The following is a 25,439-nucleotide window of genomic DNA, read 5'->3' on the forward strand; positions in this document are numbered from 1 at the left end:
ATAGAATTGATTGCCCTTGGAAACAATAATCTAACAGCCAAGTGAACCAGAGAGAAACACAAAATTGAAATCAACGACCCTTTTGCCTATGAAGACAAAAGGGTCGTTGGATATAAGGGCTTGCAGTCCCAAACAGAGCGTGCACTGTTTAGGACCAATGCCCTTGTGAATATAAATACTTTTATTTCAGATGAGAAGGCAGCCTTATTTAGGCAAATGGAAGGCGCGGGTCATCTCCTTCATCTGTTCGTCGCTCATGCCCTCAGGCTCAAAGCCCATGGCACGGCAGTCGATGTAGATCTTTGCGCTCTTCGACAGCACGTCGACCTGATCAAAGGCGTCCATGATGTCTGTGCCTTTTGCAAAGACGCCATGCTTTTCCCACAACACGACATCGTAGTCGGCCAGGGCGTTGAGCGTGCCTTCAGCGAGTTTCACGCTACCGGGCAGTTCGTAGGGTACAATGCCCAGTCCTAACGGGCAGAACGCTTTGGTCTCAGGAATCATGCTCCACAGCAGGCGGGTAAGCACGTCTTTCTTTAAGAACGGACGGTGATGGCTCATAGCCACTAACTCTATCGGGTGGGTATGGAGCGTGGCCTTGTAGCCACTGCCCGTCTCCACCTGCTTGTCGTGGACAAGAAGGTGTGAGGGCAACTCGCTGGTAGGCATGACAGGGTTGTCGGCGATGATTTCGTAGTGCTCGCAATCGTCGAGGATGCGGATGATGCTGCCGTTGTCCATAGGACGGCGAGCAAGGTCGCGCATACGCTTGCCGGTGCCTTTGCAGAAGAAATAGCAGCCGCGCAGGTGAGGAAGCTTCTCGCCGATGACAATTGGCTCAGTGATAGCAGGCATCTGGCGTATGTCGTCGTCGACAAGATCCGTGATGTTCACCGTGATGTTACCGCCGTTGCGCTCAGCCCACCCGTTGGTCCACAGGTATCCGGCCACTTCGGCAATCTTCTCGACCTCCTCTTTCAAGGCCGGTCGGTTTTCCAATATACTCTTCATAAGTGATAGAATGATTTGATTCAGATGATTTGCGGAAGGAAACAGGAGATGAGCAGCACGACGATACCTGTGACGAGGATGGCTATCGTAGTGCGGTCGCAGCCTTTCCATTCCTTAAGGATGATGCCCCACACGTTGCTGAAGACCACGTTCAGTGCCATGAGGATGCAGAACGAGAGCGTGGTGAGTACGGGTGAGGAAGTGAGGAAGCCCTTGCCCAAAGAGAGTCCGAAGAACTGGCTGTACCACAGTGCGCCGGCAAGAAAGCAGAAGAAGAGGTTGTTGCCCCATACCTCCCCCTTGCCGTAGTCACCCCATGTGTGGTTGTGCTGGTTCTGCCACAGACAGTAGACAGCGTTGGTCACGAAGCCACCAAGCGTGACAAGCAATGTGGCGGGCAACGTTCGGTACATCGCTGGTGTCAGTTCACCGAAGTTGATGTCCTTGCCAAACTCCAGTCCAACGTTGAAGCATCCGCTCATGAACCCGGCGAGCAGCGCAATGGTGATGCCTTTTGGGAAGTTGAAGTCCTTGACAGCTTTGCGTTTCTCCTCCTCCGAGAGTGTTGCCGTCTTGCGTTTCCCGGCCCATCCAATGATGGCAATGCCGAGAAGGGTGACGGCGACACCGATGAGTACAGAGGCGGTCAGCTGGCTGAGAGCGTGCTCTTCGGGGAAGAACGCGTTGATGAGCACTGGTCCCATGATGGTTCCCAGTCCGGCACAGGTGCCCAAGGCGATAGACTGTCCGAGGGCTACGCCGAGGTAGCGCATCGACAGACCGAAGGTAAGTCCGCCTACGCCCCAAAGTACTCCGAAAAATACTGTCATGGCCACATGGAAACGGTTGGCACCGGCCAACAGCTCTATGAGACCATGACCAGCCGGCACGGCCAGCTCAGCGCCCAACAGCGGCAGGAGCAGCCAGGCAAAGACGCCCTGTATGAGCCAGTAGCTTTCCCAGCTCCATTCCCTGACTTTGTTGATGGGCACGTAGCAACTCGACTGGCAGAAGGCACCGGCAGCGATAATCAATAAACCTATCAGTATCTCCATAATCGGTAGACAGCGGATGGAGGACACTCCCCCACCCTGCTGTAGTTTATAGTTTCTGTTCCTATATATAAATAAGGTGTCAGCGCTTGCTGAGCACGTCTTTCTCGTATTGCTCCACGTCGGCGAGATAGTCCTCAGCCACGGGCACGTTGTTCTTCAAGTTGTAATAGTCATAGACAGCGCCGAGGGGCAGCGTCTTCTCCTCTTCCAGCAGGGCAAGGCGCTCGAAGAAGCGTCCTTCATCCTCGTATTGGCGGAGCTTGGGCAGCGGTTCGAGCAAGGCCTGCAGGAGGCTCTTCTGCGCGGCCCGCACGCCGATGATGTAAGCACCGATTCGGTTGATGCTCGCATCGAAATAGTCGAGACCAATATGTGCACGATCGAGGGCGTTGGCACGCACCAGTTCGGTGAAGAGGTTACGTGTGTTGTCGTCGAAGAGCGTCACATGGTCGCTGTCCCAGTGCATGGGGCGGCTGACGTGGAGCATCAGTTCGGGCACGAAGAGCAACAGCGAGGAGACAGCGTCAGAGACATTCTCTGTGGGCTCATAGTGACCGGTGTCGAGGGTATAGATGACATTGTTCTTGGAGCAGTAGCCGGCATAGAAGTCATGCGAGCCGACGGTGTAAGCCTCCAGTCCGATACCAAAGAGCTTGGCTTCAAGGCAGTCCTTCATGTTGGGAAGCTTCTCAACGAGGATATCATCAAGGCTGTTCTTGAGAATCTCGCGGTAGCGGTATTTCTCCACGGTGAGGTCTTTGCTGCCGTCATGGATCCAGATGTTCATGATGCAAGGGTCACCCTGTGCCTTACCCATAGCGTCGGCGATGCGGCGACAGCGCTTGGTATGCTCAATCCAGAAGTCGCGGATCTCCTTGTCGGGATTGGCCAGTGTCAGTGAGCCGCTCTTGGGATGTGAGAACGATGTAGAGTTGAAGTCGAGGCTCATGTGACGCTCTTTCGCCCACTGCATCCAACCCTCGAAGTATTTGGGTTCCACCTGGTCACGGTCTACGAACTTTCCGCCAAACTCGCCGTAGGTCTCGTGGAGGTTGAAACGGAAGGTACCGCCGAGCAATGAGAGCACCTTGTCGACGTCCTGGCGCAGCTCGTCGATATTGCGGGCACGTCCGGGATAGTTGCCTGTAGCCTGAATGCCGCCTGAAGCAGCCTCACCGCGCTCAAAGCCGACGACATCGTCGGCCTGCCAGCAATGGAGGCTGATCGGTGTATGCTGGAGTGTTTCCAGTGCTTTGTCGGTGTCTACGCCAAGTGCGGCATAGCGTTCACGGGCGATCTCATAGTTCTGTTGGATTTGTTTCGTTGTCATATTGGTCTTTATTTATTTGGTTGATATTCTTTCAGTGTGATGCTTTGGGCAATAACGCGACGCATGTCCCAGATGTCCCCTACTCCACCGCCAGCCTTAGCCTGAAGCATGATGTTGCCGAGAGCCGTGCCTTCCTGTGGTCCGGCGAGGACGCGCACACCGAGCGCGTCAGCGGTCATCTGGTTGAGATAAGCATTGAGGCTGCCGCCGCCGATGATGTGCAGCGTGTCGATAGTGAACGGAGCGAAGTCCTGAAGCCAGCCAAAGACTGTCTTGTAACGGTTGACGAGAGAGTCGAAGAGACAACGGCAAACCTGCGCACGGGTCGCGGGAATGGGCTGATGATGAGTCTCACAGTAGTCGCGGATGGCCAGCAGCATGGAGTCCGGAGCGGCGAACATTGGGTCGTCGGGGTTGACGAGTGTGCGGTTGGGTGCCTCTTTCATGGCGTCGTCCTGCAAGCGTTTGTGGCTGAGCTCCTCTTTGATGCGCTGTATTGCTTTTGTCTCATCATGCTCTTCAGCGAGAATTTGTTTCTTCCATTCGCGACGGCAGCACTCATACATCCACATGCCGCAGATATTCTTCAGGAAGCGTGTGGTGCCGTCGATGCCGCCCTCGTTGGTGAAGTTGCGTTTTTGGCTATCCTCGTTGATGATAGCCTTAGGTGTCTCTATACCCATGAGGCTCCACGTGCCGCTGCTGAGATAGGCGAAGTGCTCGTCTTTGGCTGGCACGGCAGCCACGGCACTGGCTGTGTCGTGACCGGCAACAGTGATAACGGGCACGGCTCCGAGCCCTGTGAGTTTCTGTACTTCCGGTGTGAGCGTGCCGAGAACGGTACCCGGCATAGCCATTGGACCAAAGACATCACGGGCAATGCCGAGTGCCCGGAGCAGTTCCTCGTCGAGGTCGCCGGTAGCGGGATTGAGCAGCTGAGACGTAGATGCCACGGTGTACTCGCAGACAGCCTTACCGGTGAGCATGTATCCGAGAGCATCAGGAATGAAGAGAATCTTCCTGGCAGCCTTTAAGGCACTGTTGCCGTGCTGCTCCATGGCATAGAGCTGGAAGAGGCTGTTGAAGTTCATAAATTGTATGCCGGTGCGGCGATAAACCTCGTTCTTAGGCATGCGATCGTTGAAGAAGTGCTCCATCATGCCGTTGGTGTGCGGGTCGCGGTAGGCGATGGGATTGCCAAGCAGTGCGCCGTCGTCGCCAAAGAGCGCAAAGTCGCAGCCCCAGGTGTCGATGCCGATACTCTGAATGTCAATGCCACGTTGTGCAGTGAGCTGCAGTCCGCGTATGATTTCGTTGTAGAGAGCGTAGAGATCCCAATAGAGATGTCCGCCCAAAGCGATGAGCGGGTTGTCGAAGCGCGTGAGCTCCTCAAGGTCAATGCGGCCTTTGTCGAGCGTGCCGATGATGGTGCGTCCGGAGGTAGCTCCCAAGTCAATGGCTAAATAGTGTTTCATCTTTTCTTTCGGAAATTGGCTGGTGTAATATGATTTTTCTTTTTAAAGGCAGCAGAAAAATAGTCGGCATTGTCATAGCCAACGCGGTCTGCTATCTCGGTGAGGGTGAGATCAGTACCCACGAGCAGTTGTTTGCTGCGCTGAAGGCGGAGCTCCTGCAAATACTGCAAAGGTGCGTAACCGGTGTATTCTTTGAAGAGCCTGCGGAACTTGGAGTATCCCATGTTGATGGCGTCAGCGACATCAGTGGGGCCAATCTTCTGTCCGAACTTCTCCGTCATGATGATTTTAGCCTTATGGATGGCTTCGGCGGCCTGCTGATCTTCAAAGGTGTTGTGGCGGTTAAGGGCGAAGGCGTAGCCTTGCAACATGTTTGCCACACCACCGAGCATCTGTTGGAATCCGATGCTCTGCTCGCTTGCGATGGCGATGGCATTGCGGTAGAGCCGCACGATGTCCTCGCTGAGACCCACGTGGAAGATTGGTTCACGTGGCAGGAAGAAGCCATTGCTCACGCGGCTGTCGATGTTTAGTCCCTTGAAACCTATCCAGTATTCGTCCCATCCTGTGGTTTCGTCGGGCTGATAACTGTGCCATTCACCGGGAAAGAGCAGAAACATGTCACCCTCCCCGACCGTTGCCTGTCCGAAGCTCTTTGACTCGAAGACGCCGCGTCCGCGGGAGATGTATACAAACTGATACTCATCGAGCACACGTCCCCTACCCGCCTGGAACGAATAAGCCTGCGGATGTCCCTTAGGAGGATAGGCTTCTCCGGGCGCGATATGCTGATAACCGACAGTGCTGACGGTCAGTCCCCAGTTGATATCCTGGTCATTGCTGAGCAAGTAGATAGAAGTCAATTGCGTGGGCATGACGTTTTCAGTTATAGGAATCCTTGATTATTGATCATTGTTTGGTTGCAAAGATAGCGTGTTTTTCTTACTATTTACGGTCATAAATGATAAAAAACACGTGAATTTTGATATATAATAGTAATTATATCATCAAGAAGAGCCAATCCGCGCACATTGCTTGTACGGCGCAAAAAAAGGCCCGCAGCGAAATGCTGCGAGCCTTATTATTTCAGAGTTGTTACCTTTTCGGGTATTACTTCAGCTCAGCGAAGTACTTGATGGTGCGAACCATCTGAGAAGTGTAAGAGTTCTCGTTGTCGTACCAAGAAACAACCTGCACCTCATAAGTGTCGTCATCGAGCTTCACAACCATTGTCTGAGTAGCGTCGAAGAGAGAACCGTAGCGCATGCCGAGGATATCAGAAGAAACGATCTCCTCGTCGTTGTAACCGAAGCTCTCGTTGGACTCAGCCTTCATAGCAGCGTTGACGCTGTCAACAGTAACATCCTTGCCCTTGACAACAGCGTAGAGCAGAGTTGTAGAACCGTCTGGCACAGGTACACGCTGTGCAGCACCGATCAGCTTGCCGTTCAGCTCAGGCAGAACCAGGCCGATGGCCTTAGCAGCGCCAGAGGAAGCAGGAGTGATGTTGCAAGCACCGGCACGGCTACGACGCAGGTTGCCCTTGCGCTGAGGACCGTCGAGGATCATCTGGTCGCCAGTGTAGGCGTGGATGGTCTGCATGATACCAGCCTGGATAGGATACTTGTCGTTCAGAGCCTTTGCCATAGGAGCCAAGCAGTTGGTAGTGCAAGAAGCTGCGCTGATGATTTGGTCGTCCTTAGTCAGAGTCTCATTGTTCACGTTGAAGACGATAGTCTTCAGATCGTTGCCTGCAGGAGCAGAGATAACGACCTTCTTAGCACCAGCCTTTACGTGAGCCATGCTCTTGTCCTTAGATGTATAGAAGCCAGTGCACTCGAGGACAACGTCGATGTCCAGAGCGCCCCAAGGCAGGTTAGCTGCGTCCTTCTCCTTGTAGATAGTGATCTTCTTGCCATCTACCTCGATGTAACCAGCTGCTTCCTTGCCATTCTCTGTGAAAGGCTCGTCGCTGTAAGAAACGGTATGCTCGGGCTTCTCACCGATGATGCCCTGATAACCACCGTGTGTGGTATCATACTTCAGGAGCTGAGCCAGCATCTTCGGGCTGGTCAGGTCGTTGATAGCAACAACATCATAGCCAGGAGCTGCGAACATCTGGCGGAATGCGAGACGGCCGATACGACCGAAACCATTGATAGCTACTTTAACATTTGCCATTTTACTTTCTATTATTTATAAAGGGTTATAAAATGTGTTCTCTTTTTTTGTGTCTCGCAAGAGACTTTTCTTGCTTATCGATTGCAAAGATACAAATTATTTTCTAATTTTGCACAATCAATAAGTATTAAATAATATAAACGTTTATCAGAGTGTTAAGTCCACTTGGCAAAATGGACTCTTCGCTTTACACAGTTCAGTTATTATGGGTAAATTTATTCAAGAATTCAAAGATTTCGCTGTCAGAGGCAATGCTGTGGACATGGCTGTCGGTGTGATCATCGGCGGTGCGTTTGGTAAAATCGTAAGTAGTATTGTCGACGACATCATCATGCCGCCTATCGGATGGCTGATCGGTGGTGTGAACTTCTCTGATCTGAAGGTCACCCTGCCCAGGGTGGTCATCCCCGGTGTGGAGCAGATGAAGCCCGCCACCATCAACTATGGCAACTTCATCCAGACGTTCATCGACTTTATCATCATCGCTTTCTGTGTTTTTCTCCTGGTCAAGGCTATCAACGTGCTCACACGCAAGAAGAAAGAGGAGCCCGCTGCGCCACCTGCACCGAGCAACGAGGAGAAACTGCTCACCGAAATCCGCGACCTGCTCAAGGATAAGAAATAACGCTCAATGAGTCAGGATGATGCGACGGATTACGGAAGAAGACTCTCTCTACGATGATTTGGAGCACAAGCCGATAGCCGAACTGCTGCGCGACATCAACCGCGAGGATCATCGTGTGGCGGAAGCCGTGGAGCAGGCACTGCCTCAGATCACACGGCTCACAGAGGCTGTTGCCGCGCGCATGGAGCAAGGAGGGCGTTTGTTTTACATCGGGGCGGGCACCAGCGGCCGTCTCGGTGTGCTCGATGCCTCAGAGCTGCCACCTACCTACGGCACGGATCCTCGGTTGGTGGTAGGCTTGATTGCCGGTGGTGACACTGCCCTCCGGCACGCCGTGGAGCATGCCGAAGACAATGAGCAACAAGGTTGGAAAGACTTGGCAGGGCAGGGGATAGACTCTGCAGACACCGTCATCGGCATCGCCGCCTCGGGCACTACCCCCTACGTGGTGGGTGCACTGCGTGAAGCTCGGCGCCACGGCATCGTCACAGGATGCATCACCAGCAATCCCGGCACGCCTTTGGAGGCAGAAAGCGACTATCCGGTGGTGACCATTGTAGGCCCAGAGTTCGTCACCGGCTCGTCGCGCATGAAGTCTGGAACGGCGCAGAAGATGGTACTCAACATGATTTCCACCACGGTGATGATACGTCTCGGACGTGTCAAGGGCAACAAGATGGTCGACATGGAACTGACCAACGAGAAGCTCATCGACCGTGCCGTGCGCATGGTGATGGATCACGACCACCTCAACTACGACGCTGCCAAGAAAGAGCTGATGCGGAAATCGCTGGACGCCATCATGCGGGAACCGGAAGCAACAGAGTAGGGGATAGGGCACTTAGCGACCGCCGGAAGCCCTATCGGATATAATCTTTGGACACAAGATCATAGTAGAGTGCCTCAAGTTCAGCGAGCGTGAGGTGCTCTACACTGTGTTCTATGGTGCGGATAAGTTCGTCGCGCCGACTGTCGCCGTCGGATGAGAAATGGGTGAAGACTTTGGCCATAACCTGTCGATGATAGTTTTGTTGATAAAGTGCAAAGGTAGGAAAATTAGCTGAAACGGGATTATCCTCATTTATTAGGATTATTTGTAGCCGAAATATTTGCTTTTCTCAAATATTCCGCTTATATTTGCAAACGAAAGAAGCTATTACTTAATAACATAACAACCTATGGATCTTGGCAAACTCAAAAAATGGAGGATTACCTTCTCTTATCGTCAAAAGGTCGTGGGCCTTGTCCTGTGTGGCATCATCGTAGGTTTAGGCGGACTCTTTGCCTACTTGCTTCGCATGCATACCTATATAATAGGTGATGATCCGGCAGCGTGTGTCAACTGCCATATCATGTCGCCTTGGTATGCCACATGGTCACATTCCTCCCATGGACGCGATGCCACGTGCAACGACTGCCATGTTCCTCACACCTCGCTGGCGGCGAAATATTTCTTCAAAGGTCTTGACGGCATGAAGCACGTTGCCTATTTTGTCACCAACAGCGAGCATCAGGCAATCATGGCAGAAAACGCCAGCGCGGAGGTCATCATGGACAACTGCATCCGTTGCCACACTGAGCTCAACACGCGCATGGTGCGCACGGGCAAGATCGACTACATGCTTGCGAAGCGCGGTGAAGGATTTGCCTGTTGGGACTGCCACCGCAATGTGCCACACGGAGGCATGAACTCACTCTCATCTACGCCTGGTGCTGAGACACAGGCACCGATTCCACCCAGCCCTGTACCCGCATGGCTGCAAAAGGCATTGGGACATTAACATAAAGAAAAACTAAAAACTTACTGATATGTCACGACAATTGAAAAAATGGCAAGGATGGCTGCTCTTCCTCGGAGCCATGGTCATCGTTTTCGTTCTTGGGCTTCTATGCTCGTCGCTCTTGGAGCGCCGCGCCGAAGTCGTATCTGTGTTTAACAATCGCCGTACGCCGATGACCGACTCCATCGTGGCACAAAACGAGAAGTTTGCAGAAGACTTCCCACACGAGTATGAGACATGGTCGATGACGGAAGACACCTCGTTTGTGAGTAAATACAACTCCTCGCAGGAGCAGGATGCCCTCGCACAGCATCCGCTGATGGTCATTCTATGGGACGGCTATGCTTTCAGCCGCGACTACAACACGCCGCGCGGGCACCGTCACTGTATCGAAGACCTGCGCAAAATCCTGCGCACAGGATCGCCGGGCGTTGACGGACAGAAAGACTTGCAGCCTGGTACCTGCTGGACTTGCAAAGGTCCTGACGTGCCGCGACTGATGCGCGAGAAAGGCAAGAACGCTTTCTATGCCGCCAAGTGGAGCGACTGGGGCAGTGAAGTGATGAACAGCGTCGGATGCTCTGACTGCCACGATGCACGCACCATGGACTTGAAGCCTGCCCGACCGGCTCTCTACGTGGCATGGGCACGCGCCGGAAAAGACGTCAGAAAGGCCAGCCACCAGGAGATGCGCTCCCTCGTGTGCGCACAATGTCATACGGAGTACTACTTCGAAAAAGGTACCAACTACCTCAAATTCCCACAGGACAAGGGTCTGACCTGCGAGGATGCCGAGGCTTACTACGACAGTATCGGCTTCTACGACTATATCCATCCGCTGTCCCATGCCAAGATCTTGAAGGCACAACATCCGGGTTACGAGCTCTTCAAGCAGGGCATCCACGGTCAGCGCGGCCTGTCCTGTGCTGATTGCCACATGCCTTATATCCAGGATGGCGGCGTGAAATATACCGATCACCACATCATGTCGCCGTTGGCGCATATCGATCGCACGTGCCAGACCTGCCATCGCCAGGATGCCGAGACGCTGCGCAAGAATGTATATGAGCGCCAAGAGAAGGTGCTGGAGGTGCGTGCCAAGGTGGAGAAAGAACTCTCCACGGCGCATATCGAGGCCGCTTTTGCCTGGAAGAAAGGTGCCAATGAGAAGGAGATGGCCGCCGCTTTGGCTGACATCCGCAAGAGTCAGTGGCGTTGGGACTACGCTGTGGCCAGCCATGGTGCCAGTTTCCACGCCCCACAAGAGGTCACCCGACTGCTCAGCGACGCACTCTACTATGCCGGACAAGCCCGCCTGAGCATTGCCAAGGTGCTCGCCCGTCACGGCTACAGCGGCGAGGTGCCAATTCCGGATCTCTCCACCAAGGAGAAGGCTCAGAAATATATCGGCCTCGACATGGGTAAGCTCCGTCAGCAAAAGAAGGAGTTCCTCGACACCATCGTGCCGAAATGGATCGAGACAGCAAGAAAGAACAAACGGTTCATCACCCAGCCGATCTAACCCAGCGGCTGTAGAACAATTGAAGAATATGTGGAAACAACCCTATACCTATAAAGAAGGCTCCGCCATCAGCATTGGGCTCCTCGTCACTGGGGGCCTGCTGCAGGTGGCGGTGGGGCCTCTTGACTGGATCGTGTTTATGTGGCCGGGCAATATTCTTGCCCTGGCCTTTTTGTTGCTACTGCTGGCAGTCTTCTATGCATTGCGGTCACATGTCTATTTCTTCCGGTTTATGACGACCGTCCAGGCTGCCGTGCCCGCACTGGCTACAGCCGCCGTCCTCACCGTCGTCATGGGGCTCACGCGCCAGGCACCCGAGGAAAAGCCTGCCGCCGATGTGCTTGGGCTGACCAAGATGCTCAATTTCTGGCCGTTTATCCTCGTCTATCTGTGGAACACCATGATCGTCGGTGAGGTCGCCATCCTTCAGGTCTGTCACTTCCGCCGGCAGGTGATCCCCTCGCTGGTGTGCCATGCCGGCCTGTTCATCTTCATTGTCTGTGGCACACTTGGCAGTGCCGACATGCAGAAGTTGAAGATGTATTGTGAGGAGGGAAAGCCCGAATGGCGCGCGCTCGACGCTTACAACAATGTCGTAGAACTGCCGCTTGCCATCCAGCTCAACCGCTTCACCATCGACGAGTACCCACCGAAGCTGATGGTGGTGAGCATGACGACAGGACTGCCGCAGCCGCAGCAGAAGCCTCAGACGCTTGTCATCGACGACAGCTACACGCCGACGGAACTCTTAGGCTGGAAGATCCAAGTATTAAAAAGAATAGACAATGCCATGCCGAAAGCTATGGCGAAGATGATGAAGGGGATGCCAGAGGGAATGGCGACCCGCATGAAGATGGACCAGCTCGGCATGCGGCTCAACGAGGGCGGCTTTGTCGCTTACCATGGCAAAGGAGCCGCTACAGCTCTCTACATCTCCGCTACCAAGGGAAAACAGCGGAAGACAGGCTGGGTCTCCAGTGGCAGCTATCTCTTTCCCATCAGCGGCGTCAGCTTAGGCAATAATCTTGAGGTGGTCATGCCGACGCGCGAGCCGATGCGTTATGCCTCCAACGTGAATATCTATACCCAAAAGGACGCGCTGAACATACCGACAACAATCGAAGTCAACAAGCCGTTCAGCCTCGGTGACTGGAAGATCTATCAGCTCAGCTACAACGAGCAGATGGGCAAGTGGAGCAATGTCAGTGTCTTTGAACTCGTCAAGGATCCTTGGCTGCCCTATACTTATGTGGGACTGTATCTGCTGATCATCGGTGCCATACTGATATTCATACAAAAACGTTAGCCATGCAAATCTGGAATTTCTTTCTTATCTTCGCCCTTGCCGCCATGCTTTTCTGGTCGCTCGGTGCCTTCTTTTCCTGGAAGGGGAAGAAGGCATTGGCCGTCGGAGCTACTGTGGCGGGTCTGGCCGTCTTCCTTTCCTATGTCATCGTGCTGTGGACCGCTCTCGACCGTCCGCCGATGCGCACGATGGGAGAGACGCGCTTGTGGTATTCACTCTTCCTGCCGCTGATGGGCCTGATCGTCTACAGCCGGTGGAACTACAAGTGGTTGCTGTCGTTCTCCACCGTACTGGCAGCCGTGTTTATCACCATCAACCTGCTCAAACCTGAGATACACAGCAAGACAATGATGCCCGCGCTGCAAAGCCCATGGTTTGCTCCGCATGTCATCATCTACATGATGGCTTACGCCCTGCTCGGCGCCGCCTTTGTCATGGCCGCCTATCTGCTCTTCTTCCATCACCATCAAGCACCATCGGACAAGGAGTGGACGATCACCGACAACCTCGTGTATGTCGGTTGGGCGTTCCTCACCCTTGGCATGCTTTCCGGTGCCTTGTGGGCCAAGATGGCATGGGGCAACTACTGGGCGTGGGATCCTAAGGAGACATGGGCGGCAGCCACGTGGCTCGCCTATCTGGTCTATATTCATTATCGACTGAGGAAACAGGGAAACATGCGCTTTGCCCTATGGGTGCTCATCGTCAACTTCGCGCTGTTGCAGATGTGCTGGTGGGGCATCAACTACCTGCCTTCTGCCAAAGGCACCAGCGTACACACCTATTACATGAACTGACAGCATGGTCGTGTAACGAGAATCAGTAAAGTGTCTAAAGCTATGTAAAGTGAAACAGTAAACAACAACAAGGAGTGTAAAGTGTAATTCTTGGTAAAGTCTAAGTTTGTCCGCTTTTGGTTTTACTGCTTAGGAAAAGACACTTTCCTACGTAGAAAAAGATCTTTCCCTGCTTAGGGAAAGATCTTTTTCTATAGGATTACAATATCGATTACATAACTTCACAACATTGATCACACTGCTTCGTGCCCACAAGCACACTGCTTTGCCCCCGGAACATCGTTGTTCTTTCTCCGGTATTATACTGGAAGGACATGATCATGGCAATCTGATGGGACGTCTCTCGAACGGATCTCGAACGGTTCTCGAACGCTCTTGCCCGCCTCTCAACGGCTTGCTCCAATTGCATAAAAGATAGGATAATGAAGAAAATTCTATCGCGGAATCGCTTGATTCTCATAAAAACAACGTATCTTTGCAGCGGAGTTGATGTGCGGCTCGCCGCATATCTTCGCCGGACATAGTCGTGTCGTCGCCGTCGGCTAAGCGTAGCCGGCACACCAAAGGCCGCGACACATAGAAGACGTTTACAAACATTATCTTCGATCTCAAATCTTGCAAGTTTGAATCTACATTGAAGATATGCAATGTGAATGTCTGCGCTAAGGTGTATTTACTATGCACCCGAAAGGGTGTATTGTATAATATCCTCTGGCGTGGGCGTTCTGTGCATTCATCCCAATGTAGAGGCATGCAAGAGCCTGAGATCGAGGGTGACTCTGTACAGAAGCCCACGTTTTTTATGTCCTTGCATGAACACATTGTATATATAAAGGGAGCCGAATCAGGGGCGATTCTATAGGCCACGAAAAAGTAAGTAATATTAAAGGTCTGTAGAATGATGCGATTACGTTACACAGTCTCTATGTTCCGCTCTTGTGACCTGCTGCTGTTGTCACTAAGTGCGCTGTCGTTTCTCACCAGTTGCAGTGAGACGCTGACCGACGGCACAACTGTTCTCTCCAATGAACCGGTCTCGTTTCGGGTGGATGCCATTGACGGCACGCCGGTCGCCCACTCTTCGAGCGCCTCGGCCAAGGGCTCCCGTGGCGTAGCGGCCGCCGCTATTTCCACGACTCCTGCGCCCGATCCCCAGTCTTATTTTGCCGCTCCGTTGAAGACGACGGGCGGCGGCCACACGCTCTATCTCCATCCGCTCGTCTCCGAGCGTGTGGGCGGCGCTATGGCCGAGAAGGTCGCCGACGAGCCGCTCACGCGCGGCACCCGCATCGAGTCGCTCAGCCAACTCACACAGTTCGGCGTTTCCGCCATCCCATACGCCAACGACAATGCCTTCGCCTCGGCCACGCCCAACAGCCTCTTCTACAACGAGACAGCTACTAACGCAAGCTACGGATGGAAGACAGCCAACGAGCACTATTGGCCTGCCACCGACAAGGTGGCCTTCTATGCCTACGCGCCCATTCCTTCTCCTTCTTCCAATGGTCTGACACTGTCCTCCGGCAGCACAGCGGGCACGCCCTACATCGACTATGCGCTTCCCACCACTGCGGAGAACCAACCCGACCTGATCGTGGCCACAAACAAAGGCCTGACGCTCGCCTCTGTTGGCACCAACAAGGCTGTGCCGCTCATCTTCGACCATCAGCTCACCTCCATCCGCTTCGTGGCCGGACCGGACATGCCGTCGGGAAAGATTACCTCGGTGGGCTTCACAAACATCGCCACCAAAGGGCGGCTGTCGCTGGGCGGCAACTGGACGACGACGGCCACGGGCAACTACACCGTCAGCAACATGAGTCTACAGCTCACGGGTTCAGAGAACCAGGATATTATCTCCGGAACAAAGACGCTGCTGATGATTCCGCAGTCGTTCACCTCAGACAATCAGAAGATTGCCATCACCTACGTCTTCGACAACAACACGTATAACCTCACCGGTTCACTCAAAGGTACAAAGTGGGACAAGGGCCAGTCCATCGTCTACAAGGTCTCGCCTCACTCCATCTCAAAGTTGCAGTTGGGCACCATCACCTTTGCCACATCATGGGGCAGCAACTATCCCAAGACGGTCTTTGCCGCCGGCGATGCCGTGGGCATCTACGTGGCTGATGCCAGCGGACTGAAATACAGCAACGTCAAGTTGACACTCGGGTCCGATGGCAAGTGGACACCAGCCTCCCGTGTGCTCCTGCCCGAGAACTGCAAGTACTATGTCTATTATCCTTATAGCACGAGTGGCCTCGCCAACACGGGCAAGGCTGTCACTGATGCCGCCACGTTCTTTGCCTCCGGTATATCGTCGTGGAGTCCCAAGACGGATCAAAGCTCAGCTGAGAACCTTAATGCCAGCGACTTGCAAGTGGCCGCAGGCGTTGTCTCCACGACAACCGCCTCTACCGTGAACTTTAGCATGAGCCATCAGATGGGATTGGCGGTCATCACGCTAAAGTCCGGTACCGTGACGAGCCATTATCTGAGCACGGACAAGAGCTATACATTCACTAATACACAGACAATAAAGGCTTCCAGTTCTTTTACCGGACAGATACCCATCTTGCATTCAACAGACAAGTATGTAAAAGTCATAAAGCCAAAGACAAGCACAACGTTTGGTACATCAGATAATGTGCTTGGGAAATGGAGTGCAGCCGTCACCGCAAGTGGTGCTGGAGCAGTTGCGTCCTTGAATGCGATTCCGTCTACCACTCAACCTTACTTCCTGAAGCCCGGCGATGTATATTACAGTGACGGAGCGATAACACATAATGAGGAAAGTCTCGCAAGTGGCAAAACGCCTATCGGTATCGTGGGATATGTTGGAAGCAACTACTGGACGGAAAAAGATACAAAAGCAAAAGGCATTGGAGGTCATGGCTTGGTGATGGGGCTAAAGACTATTGGATCAACTAGTACCACCAATCATGGTACAGCCTATCAATGGAAAACGTCCAATACTGATGATGGTCGGACTAAGGTAAATACCGTCAGAATTGTTATAGAATCTTCCACGAAACCATATGGATCAGGATTTACAGAATCTGTGGCCCTAAGCAAAGATGGTGCTCATTCCGCCGCAAAGGCCGCACTTGGCTATTCCACGATGAATACTCCATCTAAGTCTACAGGATGGTTCCTACCTACAATCGGACAATGGTATGCAATATTAAACGCTCTTGGAGGCCACCCATCGAGTGGTTGGGATATCACCACACAACACCCATCTAACATGGTTACTGTTGCATCGAAAGTTAATGCTGCCTTAAGTAAAGTTGGTAATGGTAACTATACAGAATTCTTCCAAGCAACGCCTTCCGGAGAATGGGCTTCTTCTGAATTATCCGACACGAACCCAACTTGTATTTTCTATGGATGGCAAAATGGAAAGGCTGCAGGATGTTTCATTGGTGGAAGAACCACCGATAAAGTTGATTCTTCCAAGAATATCCGTCCCTTTCTTGCCTTTTAGTTAAACAGTTTCGTAATTGTATGCAGAGTTCGCAAGTCGTGAGACTTGCCCCAAGCATCTCGTTAATCGCTAAGAGATGTATATAATTCAACCTTTGGGCTTGTGGACTGTGAAGTTCGCAAGCCTTTTTTGTTTGGGTTGCCGTATGCCGTCTTGTGCTGATGGAGGCGGACGGGAATGGTAGAAACGAAAAAAGGAGGTAAACAGCGAGTTTCGTTGTTTACCTCCTTTTGGGGATTTTTGGTTGATCAGTCTCTTACCGCTATTACTCCCACTCGATTGTCGAAGGCGGTTTTGAGGAGATGTCATAGCAAACGCGGTTGACCCCCTTGACCTTGCGGATGATCTCGTTGCTCACGTCGGCCATGAAGTCATAGGGCAGACGGGCCCAGTCAGCCGTCATAGCGTCCATAGAGGTCACGGCGCGCAGGGCTACAGGATGCTCATAAGTACGCTCGTCGCCCATCACTCCCACGGAACGGATGGTAGAGAGCAGCACGGTGCCGGCCTGCCACACGTGATCGTAGAGGCTCGTGCCGTCCGGCATCTTGTAGTCGTGCATCTTTTCGATATAGATATCGTCAGCGTCTTGCAGGATGCGCACCTTCTCACGCGTGATATCACCAAGGATGCGCACGGCGAGACCGGGGCCTGGGAAAGGATGACGCTTGATGAGACGCTCAGGCATCTGCAACTGATAGCCCACGCGGCGCACCTCGTCCTTGAACAGCCATTTCAGCGGTTCGCAGAGCTGAAGCTTCATGTCTTTGGGCAGTCCGCCTACATTGTGATGACTCTTGATGGTCATGCCGGTGATGCTCAGGCTCTCGATGCGGTCGGGATAGATGGTGCCCTGAGCCAGCCATTTGGCGTCGGTGATCTTCTTAGCCTCGGCGTTGAAGACCTCCACAAAGTCGCGGCCGATGATCTTGCGCTTCTTCTCCGGGTCGGTGACGCCTTCGAGGTCCTTGAAGAACTTCTCGCTGGCATCTACGCCAATGACGTTCAGCCCCAGACCATTGTAGGCTTCCATGACCTTTTGGAACTCATTCTTGCGTAGCATGCCGTGGTCGACGAAGATACACGTGAGGTTCTTGCCGATGGCACGGTGGAGCAGGGTAGCGCAGACGCTGGAGTCCACACCTCCGGAGAGACCGAGGATGACGCGATCGTTGCCGAGCTGCTCTTTCAGCTCCTTGACGGTGGAGTCGACAAACGAGGCCGGGCTCCACTCCTGACGGCTGCCGCAGATGTCCACAACAAAGTTGCGGAGCAGCTGGGTACCCTGCGTGCTGTGGTACACCTCGGGATGGAACTGCACACACCACACGGGGTTGGTGTCGCTGGCAAAGGCAGCGTACTTCACGTCGGCGGTAGAGCCGATGACATGATAGTCACTGGGGATAGCGGTGATCGTGTCGCCGTGGCTCATCCACACCTGTGAGTTGGGCTCAAACCCTTTGAAGAGTGGATTGCTGGCATCAAACTGCTTGAGATTGGCGCGGCCGTACTCACGGGTACCGGTCTGCTCTACCTTGCCGCCACCGGAGTAGCTGATGAACTGCGCACCATAGCAGATGCCCAGCACCGGATACTTGCCGATGAACTGGCTGAGGTCTACCTTGAAGGCTTCCTTGTCGTGGACAGAGTAAGGGCTGCCACTGAGGATGACACCGATAACACCTGTGTCGTCCTTAGGAAACTTGTTGTAGGGCAGAATCTCGCAGAAGGTGTCCAGCTCGCGGACACGGCGGCCGATGAGCTGCGTGGTCTGCGATCCGAAATCAAGAATGATAATCTTCTGTTGCATAAACGATATGTTAATGTTGAGTGTGCAATATGGAATGATGAATGCTACAGTGTTTTGAGGAACTGTTCCGCCTTGGCAAGCGTGTCTTGTTTGCCTACGTCGAGGAGCCGGAGGTCGTTTTTGACATAGCCTTTGACGGGCACGTCGCGGCACGTCTTGAGATAGAAGTCCATGATCGGGAACTTTTCCGGCCAGCCAATCATCTTGGGGAATAGAGTGGGGGAGAAGGTGTGGATGCCACTGAAGGCGTACATGTGATAGCGTCCGGCGAGTAGTGGCGGTTGCTCTTCGCCGACGGTGAGCGGAAACTTCACCTCTGAGAGTGCCTCACGCACGTCGGGCCACGGCGTCTTCACTTCTCCCGTCTCGATATTCACCCATCCGACGAGGAGCATTTGGTCGTTGAAGAGTAGATAGCGGCGTGTCTTGCGCCAGCTGACAAGCAGTTGTGCGCCTGCCATGACATGGGGCACGCCACACTCCGGGCACATCACCTTAGGGTCAAGCCGGTAGAACTTGCCGAGGTCGACATTGCTCAGAATGTCCACATTATGAATAAGGATAGGGTAGTGAGGGTCGAAGAGAGGAGCTGCGTGGCGTATGCCGCCACCGGTGTCAAGGAGTTGCTCGCTCTCATCGCTGACGCGGATGTCGAGTCCAAAGTTGTTGTTGGCATTGAGATAGTCAACGATCTGACCGGCAAAATGGTGAACGTTGACCACAAAGCGCGTGACACCGGCATCGCGCAATTTGAAGATTACGCGTTTGAGCAGGGGCTCACCGCCAACCTCCACCATAGCTTTTGGCATGTGGTCGGTGAGGGGCTTGAGGCGTGTGCCCAAGCCTGCTGCGAAAATCATTGCTTGCATCATCTCTTAAAAGCTCTTCGCTGTATTGGTGCAAAGATACCAATAATTTATGTTTCTGACAAATTTCGTGGCATCTTTCATGGCTACAATGGTAAATAAACGACAGATGCTGACGGTCAGTGCGCCAGCATCGTCGTTATGGAATCCTGTTGTTGATCAGAGCTTGTCGCCGTAGCAGAGGTCGCCGGCGTCGCCAAATCCCGGTACGATGTATTTGTGCTCGTTCATTCCCGGGTCGATGGCTGCGCACCAGATGGTGGTCTTGTCGTCGGGGAAAACCGACTTGATGTGGTCGATGCCCTCTTCTGTGGCGATGACACAGCAGACGTGGATGCGCTTGGGCGTGCCTTTGGAGAGGAAAGCCTTGTAGCCCAGCTCCATGCTGCCGCCGGTGGCGAGCATCGGGTCGGCAATGATGAGCGTCTTGGCGTCGATGCTTGGCGTGGCGAGATACTCCACGTGTATGCCTACCTTGTGGTGCTCCTTGTCGGTATATTCGCGGTAGGCCGAGACGAAGGCGTTGCCCGCATGGTCGAAGATGTTGAGAAAGCCCTGATGAAAAGGCAGTCCGGCACGGAAGATCGTAGCCAGCACAAGCTTGTCTGTCGGTACGTTGACGCGTGCAATGCCTAAAGGTGTGGCCACGTCACGCTGCTCATAGTTGAGCCGTTTAGAAACCTCAAAAGCCTCGTATTCGCCCACCCGCATGATGTTGTTGCGGAAGAGCAGGCGGTTTTTCTGATATTCGGCATCGCGCATCTCGGCCATGTACTGTCCGATGATACTGTTTTCTTTGGATAAGTCAATAACTTCCATCTTGTTGGTATGGTATCTTTATGTTTAGTGATGAATTGCAAAAGGGGTGATACAAAGGTACTTAGTTTTTGCAAAGTGTAAATGTCAAAACGGCAAAGAGCCGTCTGTTTTTATAATCTTTAACCTAAAAAGGCTTGTACGGGCGGGAATTTTCTGCTGCAAACTTTTGGGGGGAATTATCTTTTTGTTACCTTTGCATTCGGATTAAATCAAGGTAAAATACCATTCACAACTTAAATACATTTTATAAAATGGCAAAGTTTGATAAATCAGTTTTAGCAAGCTACGGAATCCAGACAGGTACTGCTGAGGTTCTGTACAATCCTTCTTACGAGGTGCTGTTCAACGAGGAGACCAAGGAAGGTCTCGAGGGCTACGAGGTAGGCCACGAGACAGAGCTGGGTGCTGTTGACGTGTTCACAGGTATCTACACCGGTCGTTCTCCTAAGGACAAGTTCATCGTTGACGATGAGACTTCTCACGACACTGTATGGTGGGACTCTGAGGAGTATCACAACGACAACCACCGTGCTACCAAGGAGGCTTGGAACGCTGTGAAGGAGATTGCCAAGAAAGAGCTCTCTAACAAGAAGCTGTATGTCGTTGATGGTTTCTGCGGCACACACCGCGACACACGTATGAAGGTTCGCTTCATCGTGGAGGTTGCATGGCAGGCTCACTTCGTTACAAATATGTTCATCCGTCCGAAGACAACAGCTGACTTCGAGCAGGAGCCTGACTTCATCGTTTACAATGCCTCTAAGGCTAAGGTCGAGAACTGGAAAGAGCTCGGTCTGCACTCTGAGACTTGTGTGATGTTCAACGTCACCAGCAAGGAGCAGGTGATCATCAACACATGGTACGGTGGTGAGATGAAGAAGGGTATGTTCTCTATGCAGAACTACTTCCTCCCCTTGAAGGGCATCGCTTCCATGCACTGCTCTGCCAACACCGACAAGAACGGTGAGAACACCGCTATCTTCTTCGGTCTGTCTGGTACAGGTAAGACTACTCTGTCTACCGATCCTAAGCGTCTGCTCATCGGTGATGACGAGCACGGATGGGACGACAAGGGCGTCTTCAACCTCGAGGGTGGCTGCTATGCTAAGGTCATCAACCTCGACAAGGAGGCTGAGCCTGACATCTACGGTGCTATCACACGTGATGCACTGCTGGAGAACGTTACCGTTGACAAGAACGGTAAGATCGACTTCGCAGACAAGAGCGTTACCGAGAACACACGTGTCAGCTATCCTATCTATCACATCAAGAACATCCAGCGTCCTGAGAGCCAGGGTCCAGCTGCTAAGCAGGTGATCTTCCTGAGCGCTGATGCCTTCGGTGTGCTGCCTCCAGTGTCTATCCTGAACGCAGAGCAGACGAAGTACTACTTCCTCTCTGGCTTCACTGCTAAGCTGGCTGGTACAGAGCGCGGTATCACAGAGCCGACTCCTACCTTCTCTGCTTGCTTCGGCCAGGCATTCCTCGAGCTGCATCCTACTAAGTATGCTGAGGAGCTCGTTCGCCACATGGAGAAGAGCGGTGCTAAGGCTTATCTGGTCAACACTGGCTGGAACGGTACTGGCAAGCGTATCTCTATCCGCGATACACGTGGTATCATCGACCGCATCCTGGATCACGAGATCGACAAGGCTCCTACGAAGACCATTCCTTACTTCAACTTCGTTGTTCCTACAGAGCTCGAAGGCGTGAACAAGGACATCCTGGATCCTCGCGATACTTACAAGGACGCTTCTGAGTGGGACGCTAAGGCTAAGGATCTGGCACAGCGCTTCATCAAGAACTTCAAGAAGTACGAAGGCAACGAGGCTGGTAAGGCTCTCGTCGCTGCTGGTCCTAAGCTCTAATCGCCTTGAAGAAAGTCGATACAGCAAGACTTCTCCTATATATATAATAAGGAGTGTAAGCTCCTCTTGTAGATAGCGGGAGGCGGTCTTCTACATAACACCTCCCCGGTACCTCGGTACTGGGGAGGTTTTTTAGTGCACATACGCCCTTGTTTCATTGCACATATAAGGTTTTTTGTGCCGTTTTTGCGCTCGATATTCATGCCGAAAGACTTTTTTAGTCATAGGAATGAAAATAAAGTGAATAATATTTGGAGGATTCTCAACTATTGCTTAACTTTGCAATGTCTTCGTGAGAAGATATACATAAAGTTTCATTAGGTTAGTAGTTTGATAGATTTTTAAGGTAAAGTTAGTATGATGTTATTAGATTTAGAATCTATTTCAATGTTGGTTTTGGTCATATTGATGACCGCGCTAAGCGTTTTTTTCTTGGTGAACAACCACGTTGAGTAACATCATTCTACGAAGAAGACAGTGCAAGTGATTGTATTGTCTTTTTTTGTGCCCTATTGACAATAAGCACTAAACAACCTTAAAAACCCTTTGCAAAAGCGACTTTTTACATAATATTCGGGAAAAACCGCTTTATTTACGAGAATTCTAAGTAAATTTGCAACTAAAATAATATATCGCGCGAAATGATAAAGAAGTTCTTGGCATTTGCCTGCATGGCGTTGGCTATGTTTGCATTTTCTTCATGCCTCAACTCCGATGAAGATGAAATAACCTACTATGACGATACTGCAGTGACAGCATTCTCGCTCAGTGCCGCCAACAGATACATCCACACCACCGCTTCTGATGGCGTGACGGACAGCGTGTATAAGACTTCGCTGACCGTGTCGGGCTATGCCTTCTCCATCGATCAGCAACAACGGAAGATTTATAATCCCGATTCCTTGCCCGTAGGAACCGATGTCGCACACGTGCTGGCGACAATCTCCAGTAAGAATGGTGGCAGTATTGTGCTCAACCTGAAGAACAAGGCTGGGAATGACTCATTGGCTTACTACTCTTCCTCTGACTCTATCGACTTCACAAATCCCGTACGCGTGCGCGTCTATAACACCCAGGGATCGGCCTATCGCGAATATACTGTGCAGGTCAACGTGCACCGGCAAGAGGGCGATGTCTTTAAGTGGAACTCCACGGAAGCGTCTGCTCTCCAGACCGTCACCGGCCGCCGCATGGTCGCCAACGGCAATGACCTCTATCTCTTCGGCTTGAAAGACGGTGCTACCGTGGGCTTTGTCTACAGCAATCAGACTTGGAAACAGCTGAGCCGCCCCTTCGGGGCCGACGCCTATAAGAATGTTGCCGTGCAGCAGGGAAGTATCTTTGTACTTGACGGCAATGCGCTTCTTCGTACCAGCAACGGTGAGCAGTGGCAGACTGTAGCCACGCTGAATGGCGTCAAACAGCTGTTGGGCGCTACACCTGCTCGGCTCTATGCGCTGACAGACGCGGGCCTCAGCTACTCGTCGGACCAGGGCACCACGTGGACTGCGGATGCTTTGGACGATGCAACAGCCAATCTGCCGGAGACAGACTTGAACTTTGTCTGCTCGGCTGCGGTCACCAACGACAATACTTACAACCTGCTGTTGATCGGAAACCGCAACGGCAAGACCGTGACATGGGCGAAGGTGGAGGAAAACGGGAGTGGCTCACAGAGCCAGCCGTGGTATCTCTTCACCGACGACGAATATAATCTGAAGACACTGCCCAGCCTAAGCAACCTGCAAGTGGTGAACTGTGAGGGTAAGCTCCTGGCTGTTGGTGGCGATCTGAAGACGGTCTACAGCAGTCTCGACCAAGGACTCACATGGTCGGCAGAGGCTACCTATACGCTTCCAACCGCTCTCGTGGGCGCAGCAGTGCCGGCAGCCATGACGGTCGGACAGAAAGGAATGATCTACCTCACCACGTCTGCCTCACCGGCCGTCTACTATGGTCGTCTGACCCGCTACGGCTGGGCTGAGAATGAGTAGGGGTTCAGAAAACCATGCGTGTATGAAGTTGCGGCAGCTTGCTTCCCTTGTCTTCCTGGTCTTGATGGCGATTCCAGCCATGGCGCAGGACGACAGCGAATACCGGCTTGAGGTCGGTGTCGGAGCAGGTGCGATGGGCTATCTCGGTGACTTCAACGGCAGCCTGACGAAAGACCTCCAGCCTGCCGTGTCGTTGACGGGGCGATATGTCTTCAATCCTTACATGGCATTGCGGCTCAACGTAGCCAAAGGCACGATGAAAGGCTCATCGGCTGATGTGGAGACCTATTATCCCGACTATGCCGACCAGGTCTATACCTTTAAGAACTCACTCTATGATGCCTCTGTGCTCTATGAGTTGAATTTCTGGCCTTATGGCACAGGCAGGGACTACAGAGGCGCCAAACGCCTCACGCCCTTCATCTTTGCAGGATTGGGCATGACCTATGCAGATGTGAAAACCAATGGAGCCAAAAAGGGAAAGGTGGCCTTTAACCTTCCATTAGGCGTGGGAATGAAATATAAAATCGGTGAACGGGTGAACGTGGGACTGGAATGGTCCATACATTTCGCGCAGAATGATGAACTCGACGGGGTGAAAGATCCCTATCACATCAAAAGCAGCGGACTGTTTAAAAACACTGATTGCTATTCGCTCCTGCAAGCAACACTCACCTACAGTTTCTCACCCAAATGTACAACGTGCAATAAAGAATTTTAGATATGGCAGAACTCGATATGACAAGGATTCCACAGCACATCGCCATCATCATGGATGGCAATGGCCGCTGGGCTACTGAGCGCGGTAAAGACCGCTCCTACGGCCATCAGGCCGGGGTGGACACGGTGCGCCGGATCACTTCCGAGTGTGTGCGGCTCGGCGTGAAATATCTCACGCTCTACACCTTTTCCACAGAGAACTGGAACCGTCCTGCCACTGAGATCCATGCGCTGATGGGACTCGTGCTGACGTCGCTGGAAGATGAAATCTTCATGAAGAACAACGTCAGATTCCGTGTCATCGGCGACGTGAAGCGCTTGCCCGACGAGGTGCAGCAGAAGCTCAAGGAGACTGAAGAGCATACCAAGAACAACAAGGCCATGACGATGGTCGTGGCACTGAGCTATTCTTCGCGTTGGGAAATCACGCAGGCTGTGAAAGACATCATCGAGGAGCGCACACGGCCCTGGCGTCTCGGACGGCAGCATGTCGAGAGCTTTGATATCACAGAAGACCTCATCAACCAGCACATGCAGACGAGCTTCATGCCCGATCCCGACCTGCTGATCCGTACCGGTGGCGAGCTGCGCATCAGCAACTTCCTGCTGTGGCAGATCGCTTACAGTGAGCTCTACTTCTGCGACACCTATTGGCCTGACTTCTCAGAGGAAGACTTGCACAAAGCAATCCTCAGCTATCAGTCGCGCCAGCGCCGCTTTGGCAAGACTGAACAGCAGGTGGAAGAGAATACCGAGGATAACATATAATCACAAACGACAATTCTT

At 52.7% G+C, this 25,439-nt stretch carries 21 protein-coding genes; 11 read left to right on the forward strand and 10 right to left on the reverse strand.

The annotated features are described in order from the left end of the window. Positions 1–204: 204 nt before the first annotated feature. The 6 genes from rhaD to gap form a co-directional block, all read right to left on the reverse strand. The gene (rhaD, locus tag NG346_RS05940; protein ID WP_262279473.1) at positions 205–1,014 is read right to left on the reverse strand and encodes a rhamnulose-1-phosphate aldolase; all 810 of its coding nucleotides are present in this window, start codon (positions 1,012–1,014) and stop codon (positions 205–207) included. 20 nt (positions 1,015–1,034) lie between these two features. Next, a complete protein-coding gene (locus tag NG346_RS05945) occupies positions 1,035–2,069 on the reverse strand; it encodes an L-rhamnose/proton symporter RhaT (RefSeq protein WP_262279472.1) in 1,035 nt (344 codons plus the stop codon). 79 nt (positions 2,070–2,148) lie between these two features. Next, entirely contained in the window at positions 2,149–3,399 is a 1,251-nt protein-coding gene (locus tag NG346_RS05950; protein ID WP_262288438.1) for an L-rhamnose isomerase, read from the reverse strand. 8 nt (positions 3,400–3,407) lie between these two features. Beyond that, positions 3,408–4,874 carry a rhamnulokinase gene (locus tag NG346_RS05955; protein ID WP_262288439.1) on the reverse strand — a complete coding sequence of 489 codons (1,467 nt, stop codon included), beginning with the start codon at positions 4,872–4,874 and terminating at the stop codon, positions 3,408–3,410. Further along, on the reverse strand, positions 4,871–5,749 hold the full coding sequence (locus NG346_RS05960) for an AraC family transcriptional regulator (RefSeq protein WP_262279469.1): 879 nt from the start codon (positions 5,747–5,749) through the stop codon (positions 4,871–4,873). The genes NG346_RS05955 and NG346_RS05960 overlap by 4 nt, the downstream gene beginning before the upstream one ends. Positions 5,750–5,984: 235 nt before the next feature. Further along, a complete protein-coding gene (gene gap / locus NG346_RS05965; protein WP_154533032.1) occupies positions 5,985–7,055 on the reverse strand; it encodes a type I glyceraldehyde-3-phosphate dehydrogenase in 1,071 nt (356 codons plus the stop codon). 205 nt (positions 7,056–7,260) lie between these two features. On the opposite strand from gap, the gene mscL reads away from it, so the two are divergent. Both mscL and murQ read left to right on the forward strand, forming a co-directional pair. Beyond that, positions 7,261–7,680 carry a large-conductance mechanosensitive channel protein MscL gene (mscL, locus tag NG346_RS05970; RefSeq protein WP_154533033.1) on the forward strand — a complete coding sequence of 140 codons (420 nt, stop codon included), beginning with the start codon at positions 7,261–7,263 and terminating at the stop codon, positions 7,678–7,680. Between the two features lie 16 nt (positions 7,681–7,696). Then, positions 7,697–8,509, forward strand: coding sequence for an N-acetylmuramic acid 6-phosphate etherase (gene murQ / locus NG346_RS05975; RefSeq protein WP_262279468.1), 813 nt, complete (start codon positions 7,697–7,699; stop codon positions 8,507–8,509). 31 nt (positions 8,510–8,540) lie between these two features. Here murQ and NG346_RS05980 read toward each other — a convergent pair whose 3' ends face one another. Then, complete coding sequence (locus NG346_RS05980) at positions 8,541–8,690, reverse strand: hypothetical protein (RefSeq protein WP_206081666.1); 150 nt, start codon at positions 8,688–8,690, stop codon at positions 8,541–8,543. 168 nt (positions 8,691–8,858) lie between these two features. Here NG346_RS05980 and nrfH point away from each other — a divergent pair, with 168 nt between their 5' ends. The 5 genes from nrfH to NG346_RS06005 all read left to right on the forward strand — a co-directional run bounded on the left by nrfH (position 8,859) and on the right by NG346_RS06005 (position 16,576). Further along, complete coding sequence (nrfH, locus tag NG346_RS05985) at positions 8,859–9,461, forward strand: cytochrome c nitrite reductase small subunit (RefSeq protein WP_262279467.1); 603 nt, start codon at positions 8,859–8,861, stop codon at positions 9,459–9,461. Between the two features lie 28 nt (positions 9,462–9,489). Next, complete coding sequence (gene nrfA / locus NG346_RS05990; RefSeq protein ID WP_262288440.1) at positions 9,490–10,983, forward strand: ammonia-forming cytochrome c nitrite reductase; 1,494 nt, start codon at positions 9,490–9,492, stop codon at positions 10,981–10,983. A 28-nt stretch (positions 10,984–11,011) separates the two neighbouring features. Next, the gene (locus NG346_RS05995; RefSeq protein WP_262279465.1) at positions 11,012–12,289 is read left to right on the forward strand and encodes a cytochrome c biogenesis protein ResB; all 1,278 of its coding nucleotides are present in this window, start codon (positions 11,012–11,014) and stop codon (positions 12,287–12,289) included. Positions 12,290–12,291: 2 nt separating this feature from the next. Further along, a complete protein-coding gene (gene ccsA / locus NG346_RS06000) occupies positions 12,292–13,086 on the forward strand; it encodes a cytochrome c biogenesis protein CcsA (protein ID WP_262279464.1) in 795 nt (264 codons plus the stop codon). 898 nt (positions 13,087–13,984) lie between these two features. Next, the gene (locus NG346_RS06005) at positions 13,985–16,576 is read left to right on the forward strand and encodes a fimbrillin family protein (protein ID WP_262279463.1); all 2,592 of its coding nucleotides are present in this window, start codon (positions 13,985–13,987) and stop codon (positions 16,574–16,576) included. A 265-nt stretch (positions 16,577–16,841) separates the two neighbouring features. On the opposite strand, the gene guaA is transcribed toward NG346_RS06005, so the two are convergent. From guaA to upp, 3 genes are all read right to left on the reverse strand, one after another. Then, entirely contained in the window at positions 16,842–18,386 is a 1,545-nt protein-coding gene (gene guaA / locus NG346_RS06010) for a glutamine-hydrolyzing GMP synthase (RefSeq protein ID WP_262279462.1), read from the reverse strand. A 44-nt stretch (positions 18,387–18,430) separates the two neighbouring features. Then, positions 18,431–19,258 (reverse strand): sugar phosphate nucleotidyltransferase, encoded by an 828-nt coding sequence (locus tag NG346_RS06015; protein WP_262279461.1) that lies wholly within the window; start codon positions 19,256–19,258, stop codon positions 18,431–18,433. Positions 19,259–19,411: 153 nt separating this feature from the next. Beyond that, entirely contained in the window at positions 19,412–20,071 is a 660-nt protein-coding gene (gene upp, locus NG346_RS06020; protein WP_262279460.1) for a uracil phosphoribosyltransferase, read from the reverse strand. Between the two features lie 251 nt (positions 20,072–20,322). On the opposite strand from upp, the gene pckA reads away from it, so the two are divergent. From pckA to NG346_RS06040, 4 genes are all read left to right on the forward strand, one after another. After that, entirely contained in the window at positions 20,323–21,939 is a 1,617-nt protein-coding gene (gene pckA / locus NG346_RS06025) for a phosphoenolpyruvate carboxykinase (ATP) (RefSeq protein ID WP_262279459.1), read from the forward strand. A gap of 641 nt (positions 21,940–22,580) precedes the next feature. After that, complete coding sequence (locus NG346_RS06030; protein ID WP_262279458.1) at positions 22,581–23,933, forward strand: DUF6242 domain-containing protein; 1,353 nt, start codon at positions 22,581–22,583, stop codon at positions 23,931–23,933. Positions 23,934–23,961: 28 nt separating this feature from the next. After that, on the forward strand, positions 23,962–24,654 hold the full coding sequence (gene porG, locus NG346_RS06035; RefSeq protein WP_396266738.1) for a type IX secretion system protein PorG: 693 nt from the start codon (positions 23,962–23,964) through the stop codon (positions 24,652–24,654). Positions 24,655–24,656: 2 nt separating this feature from the next. Next, on the forward strand, positions 24,657–25,421 hold the full coding sequence (locus NG346_RS06040) for an isoprenyl transferase (protein WP_262279456.1): 765 nt from the start codon (positions 24,657–24,659) through the stop codon (positions 25,419–25,421). The last annotated feature ends 18 nt before the right edge of the window (positions 25,422–25,439 follow it).

Origin of the sequence: Hallella absiana, from assembly GCF_025457485.1 — a bacterium.
In the GTDB taxonomy this organism is placed as follows: Bacteria; Bacteroidota; Bacteroidia; order Bacteroidales; family Bacteroidaceae; genus Prevotella; species Prevotella absiana.

Bases quoted from the DNA above. Each gene is read 5' to 3' on its own strand.
- nrfH (WP_262279467.1), top strand. From the start codon at position 8,859: ATGGATCTTGGCAAACTCAAAAAATGGAGGATTACCTTCTCTTATCGT.
- pckA (WP_262279459.1), top strand. From the start codon at position 20,323: ATGGCAAAGTTTGATAAATCAGTTTTAGCAAGCTACGGAATCCAGACA.
- NG346_RS06005 (WP_262279463.1), top strand. From the start codon at position 13,985: ATGATGCGATTACGTTACACAGTCTCTATGTTCCGCTCTTGTGACCTG.
- NG346_RS05960 (WP_262279469.1), bottom strand. From the start codon at position 5,749: ATGCCCACGCAATTGACTTCTATCTACTTGCTCAGCAATGACCAGGAT.
- mscL (WP_154533033.1), top strand. From the start codon at position 7,261: ATGGGTAAATTTATTCAAGAATTCAAAGATTTCGCTGTCAGAGGCAAT.
- nrfA (WP_262288440.1), top strand. From the start codon at position 9,490: ATGTCACGACAATTGAAAAAATGGCAAGGATGGCTGCTCTTCCTCGGA.
- NG346_RS06015 (WP_262279461.1), bottom strand. From the start codon at position 19,258: ATGATGCAAGCAATGATTTTCGCAGCAGGCTTGGGCACACGCCTCAAG.
- gap (WP_154533032.1), bottom strand. From the start codon at position 7,055: ATGGCAAATGTTAAAGTAGCTATCAATGGTTTCGGTCGTATCGGCCGT.
- NG346_RS06030 (WP_262279458.1), top strand. From the start codon at position 22,581: ATGATAAAGAAGTTCTTGGCATTTGCCTGCATGGCGTTGGCTATGTTT.
- NG346_RS05950 (WP_262288438.1), bottom strand. From the start codon at position 3,399: ATGACAACGAAACAAATCCAACAGAACTATGAGATCGCCCGTGAACGC.
- guaA (WP_262279462.1), bottom strand. From the start codon at position 18,386: ATGCAACAGAAGATTATCATTCTTGATTTCGGATCGCAGACCACGCAG.
- ccsA (WP_262279464.1), top strand. From the start codon at position 12,292: ATGCAAATCTGGAATTTCTTTCTTATCTTCGCCCTTGCCGCCATGCTT.
- NG346_RS05980 (WP_206081666.1), bottom strand. From the start codon at position 8,690: ATGGCCAAAGTCTTCACCCATTTCTCATCCGACGGCGACAGTCGGCGC.
- NG346_RS05955 (WP_262288439.1), bottom strand. From the start codon at position 4,874: ATGAAACACTATTTAGCCATTGACTTGGGAGCTACCTCCGGACGCACC.
- NG346_RS06040 (WP_262279456.1), top strand. From the start codon at position 24,657: ATGGCAGAACTCGATATGACAAGGATTCCACAGCACATCGCCATCATC.
- rhaD (WP_262279473.1), bottom strand. From the start codon at position 1,014: ATGAAGAGTATATTGGAAAACCGACCGGCCTTGAAAGAGGAGGTCGAG.
- upp (WP_262279460.1), bottom strand. From the start codon at position 20,071: ATGGAAGTTATTGACTTATCCAAAGAAAACAGTATCATCGGACAGTAC.
- NG346_RS05945 (WP_262279472.1), bottom strand. From the start codon at position 2,069: ATGGAGATACTGATAGGTTTATTGATTATCGCTGCCGGTGCCTTCTGC.
- NG346_RS05995 (WP_262279465.1), top strand. From the start codon at position 11,012: ATGTGGAAACAACCCTATACCTATAAAGAAGGCTCCGCCATCAGCATT.
- murQ (WP_262279468.1), top strand. From the start codon at position 7,697: ATGATGCGACGGATTACGGAAGAAGACTCTCTCTACGATGATTTGGAG.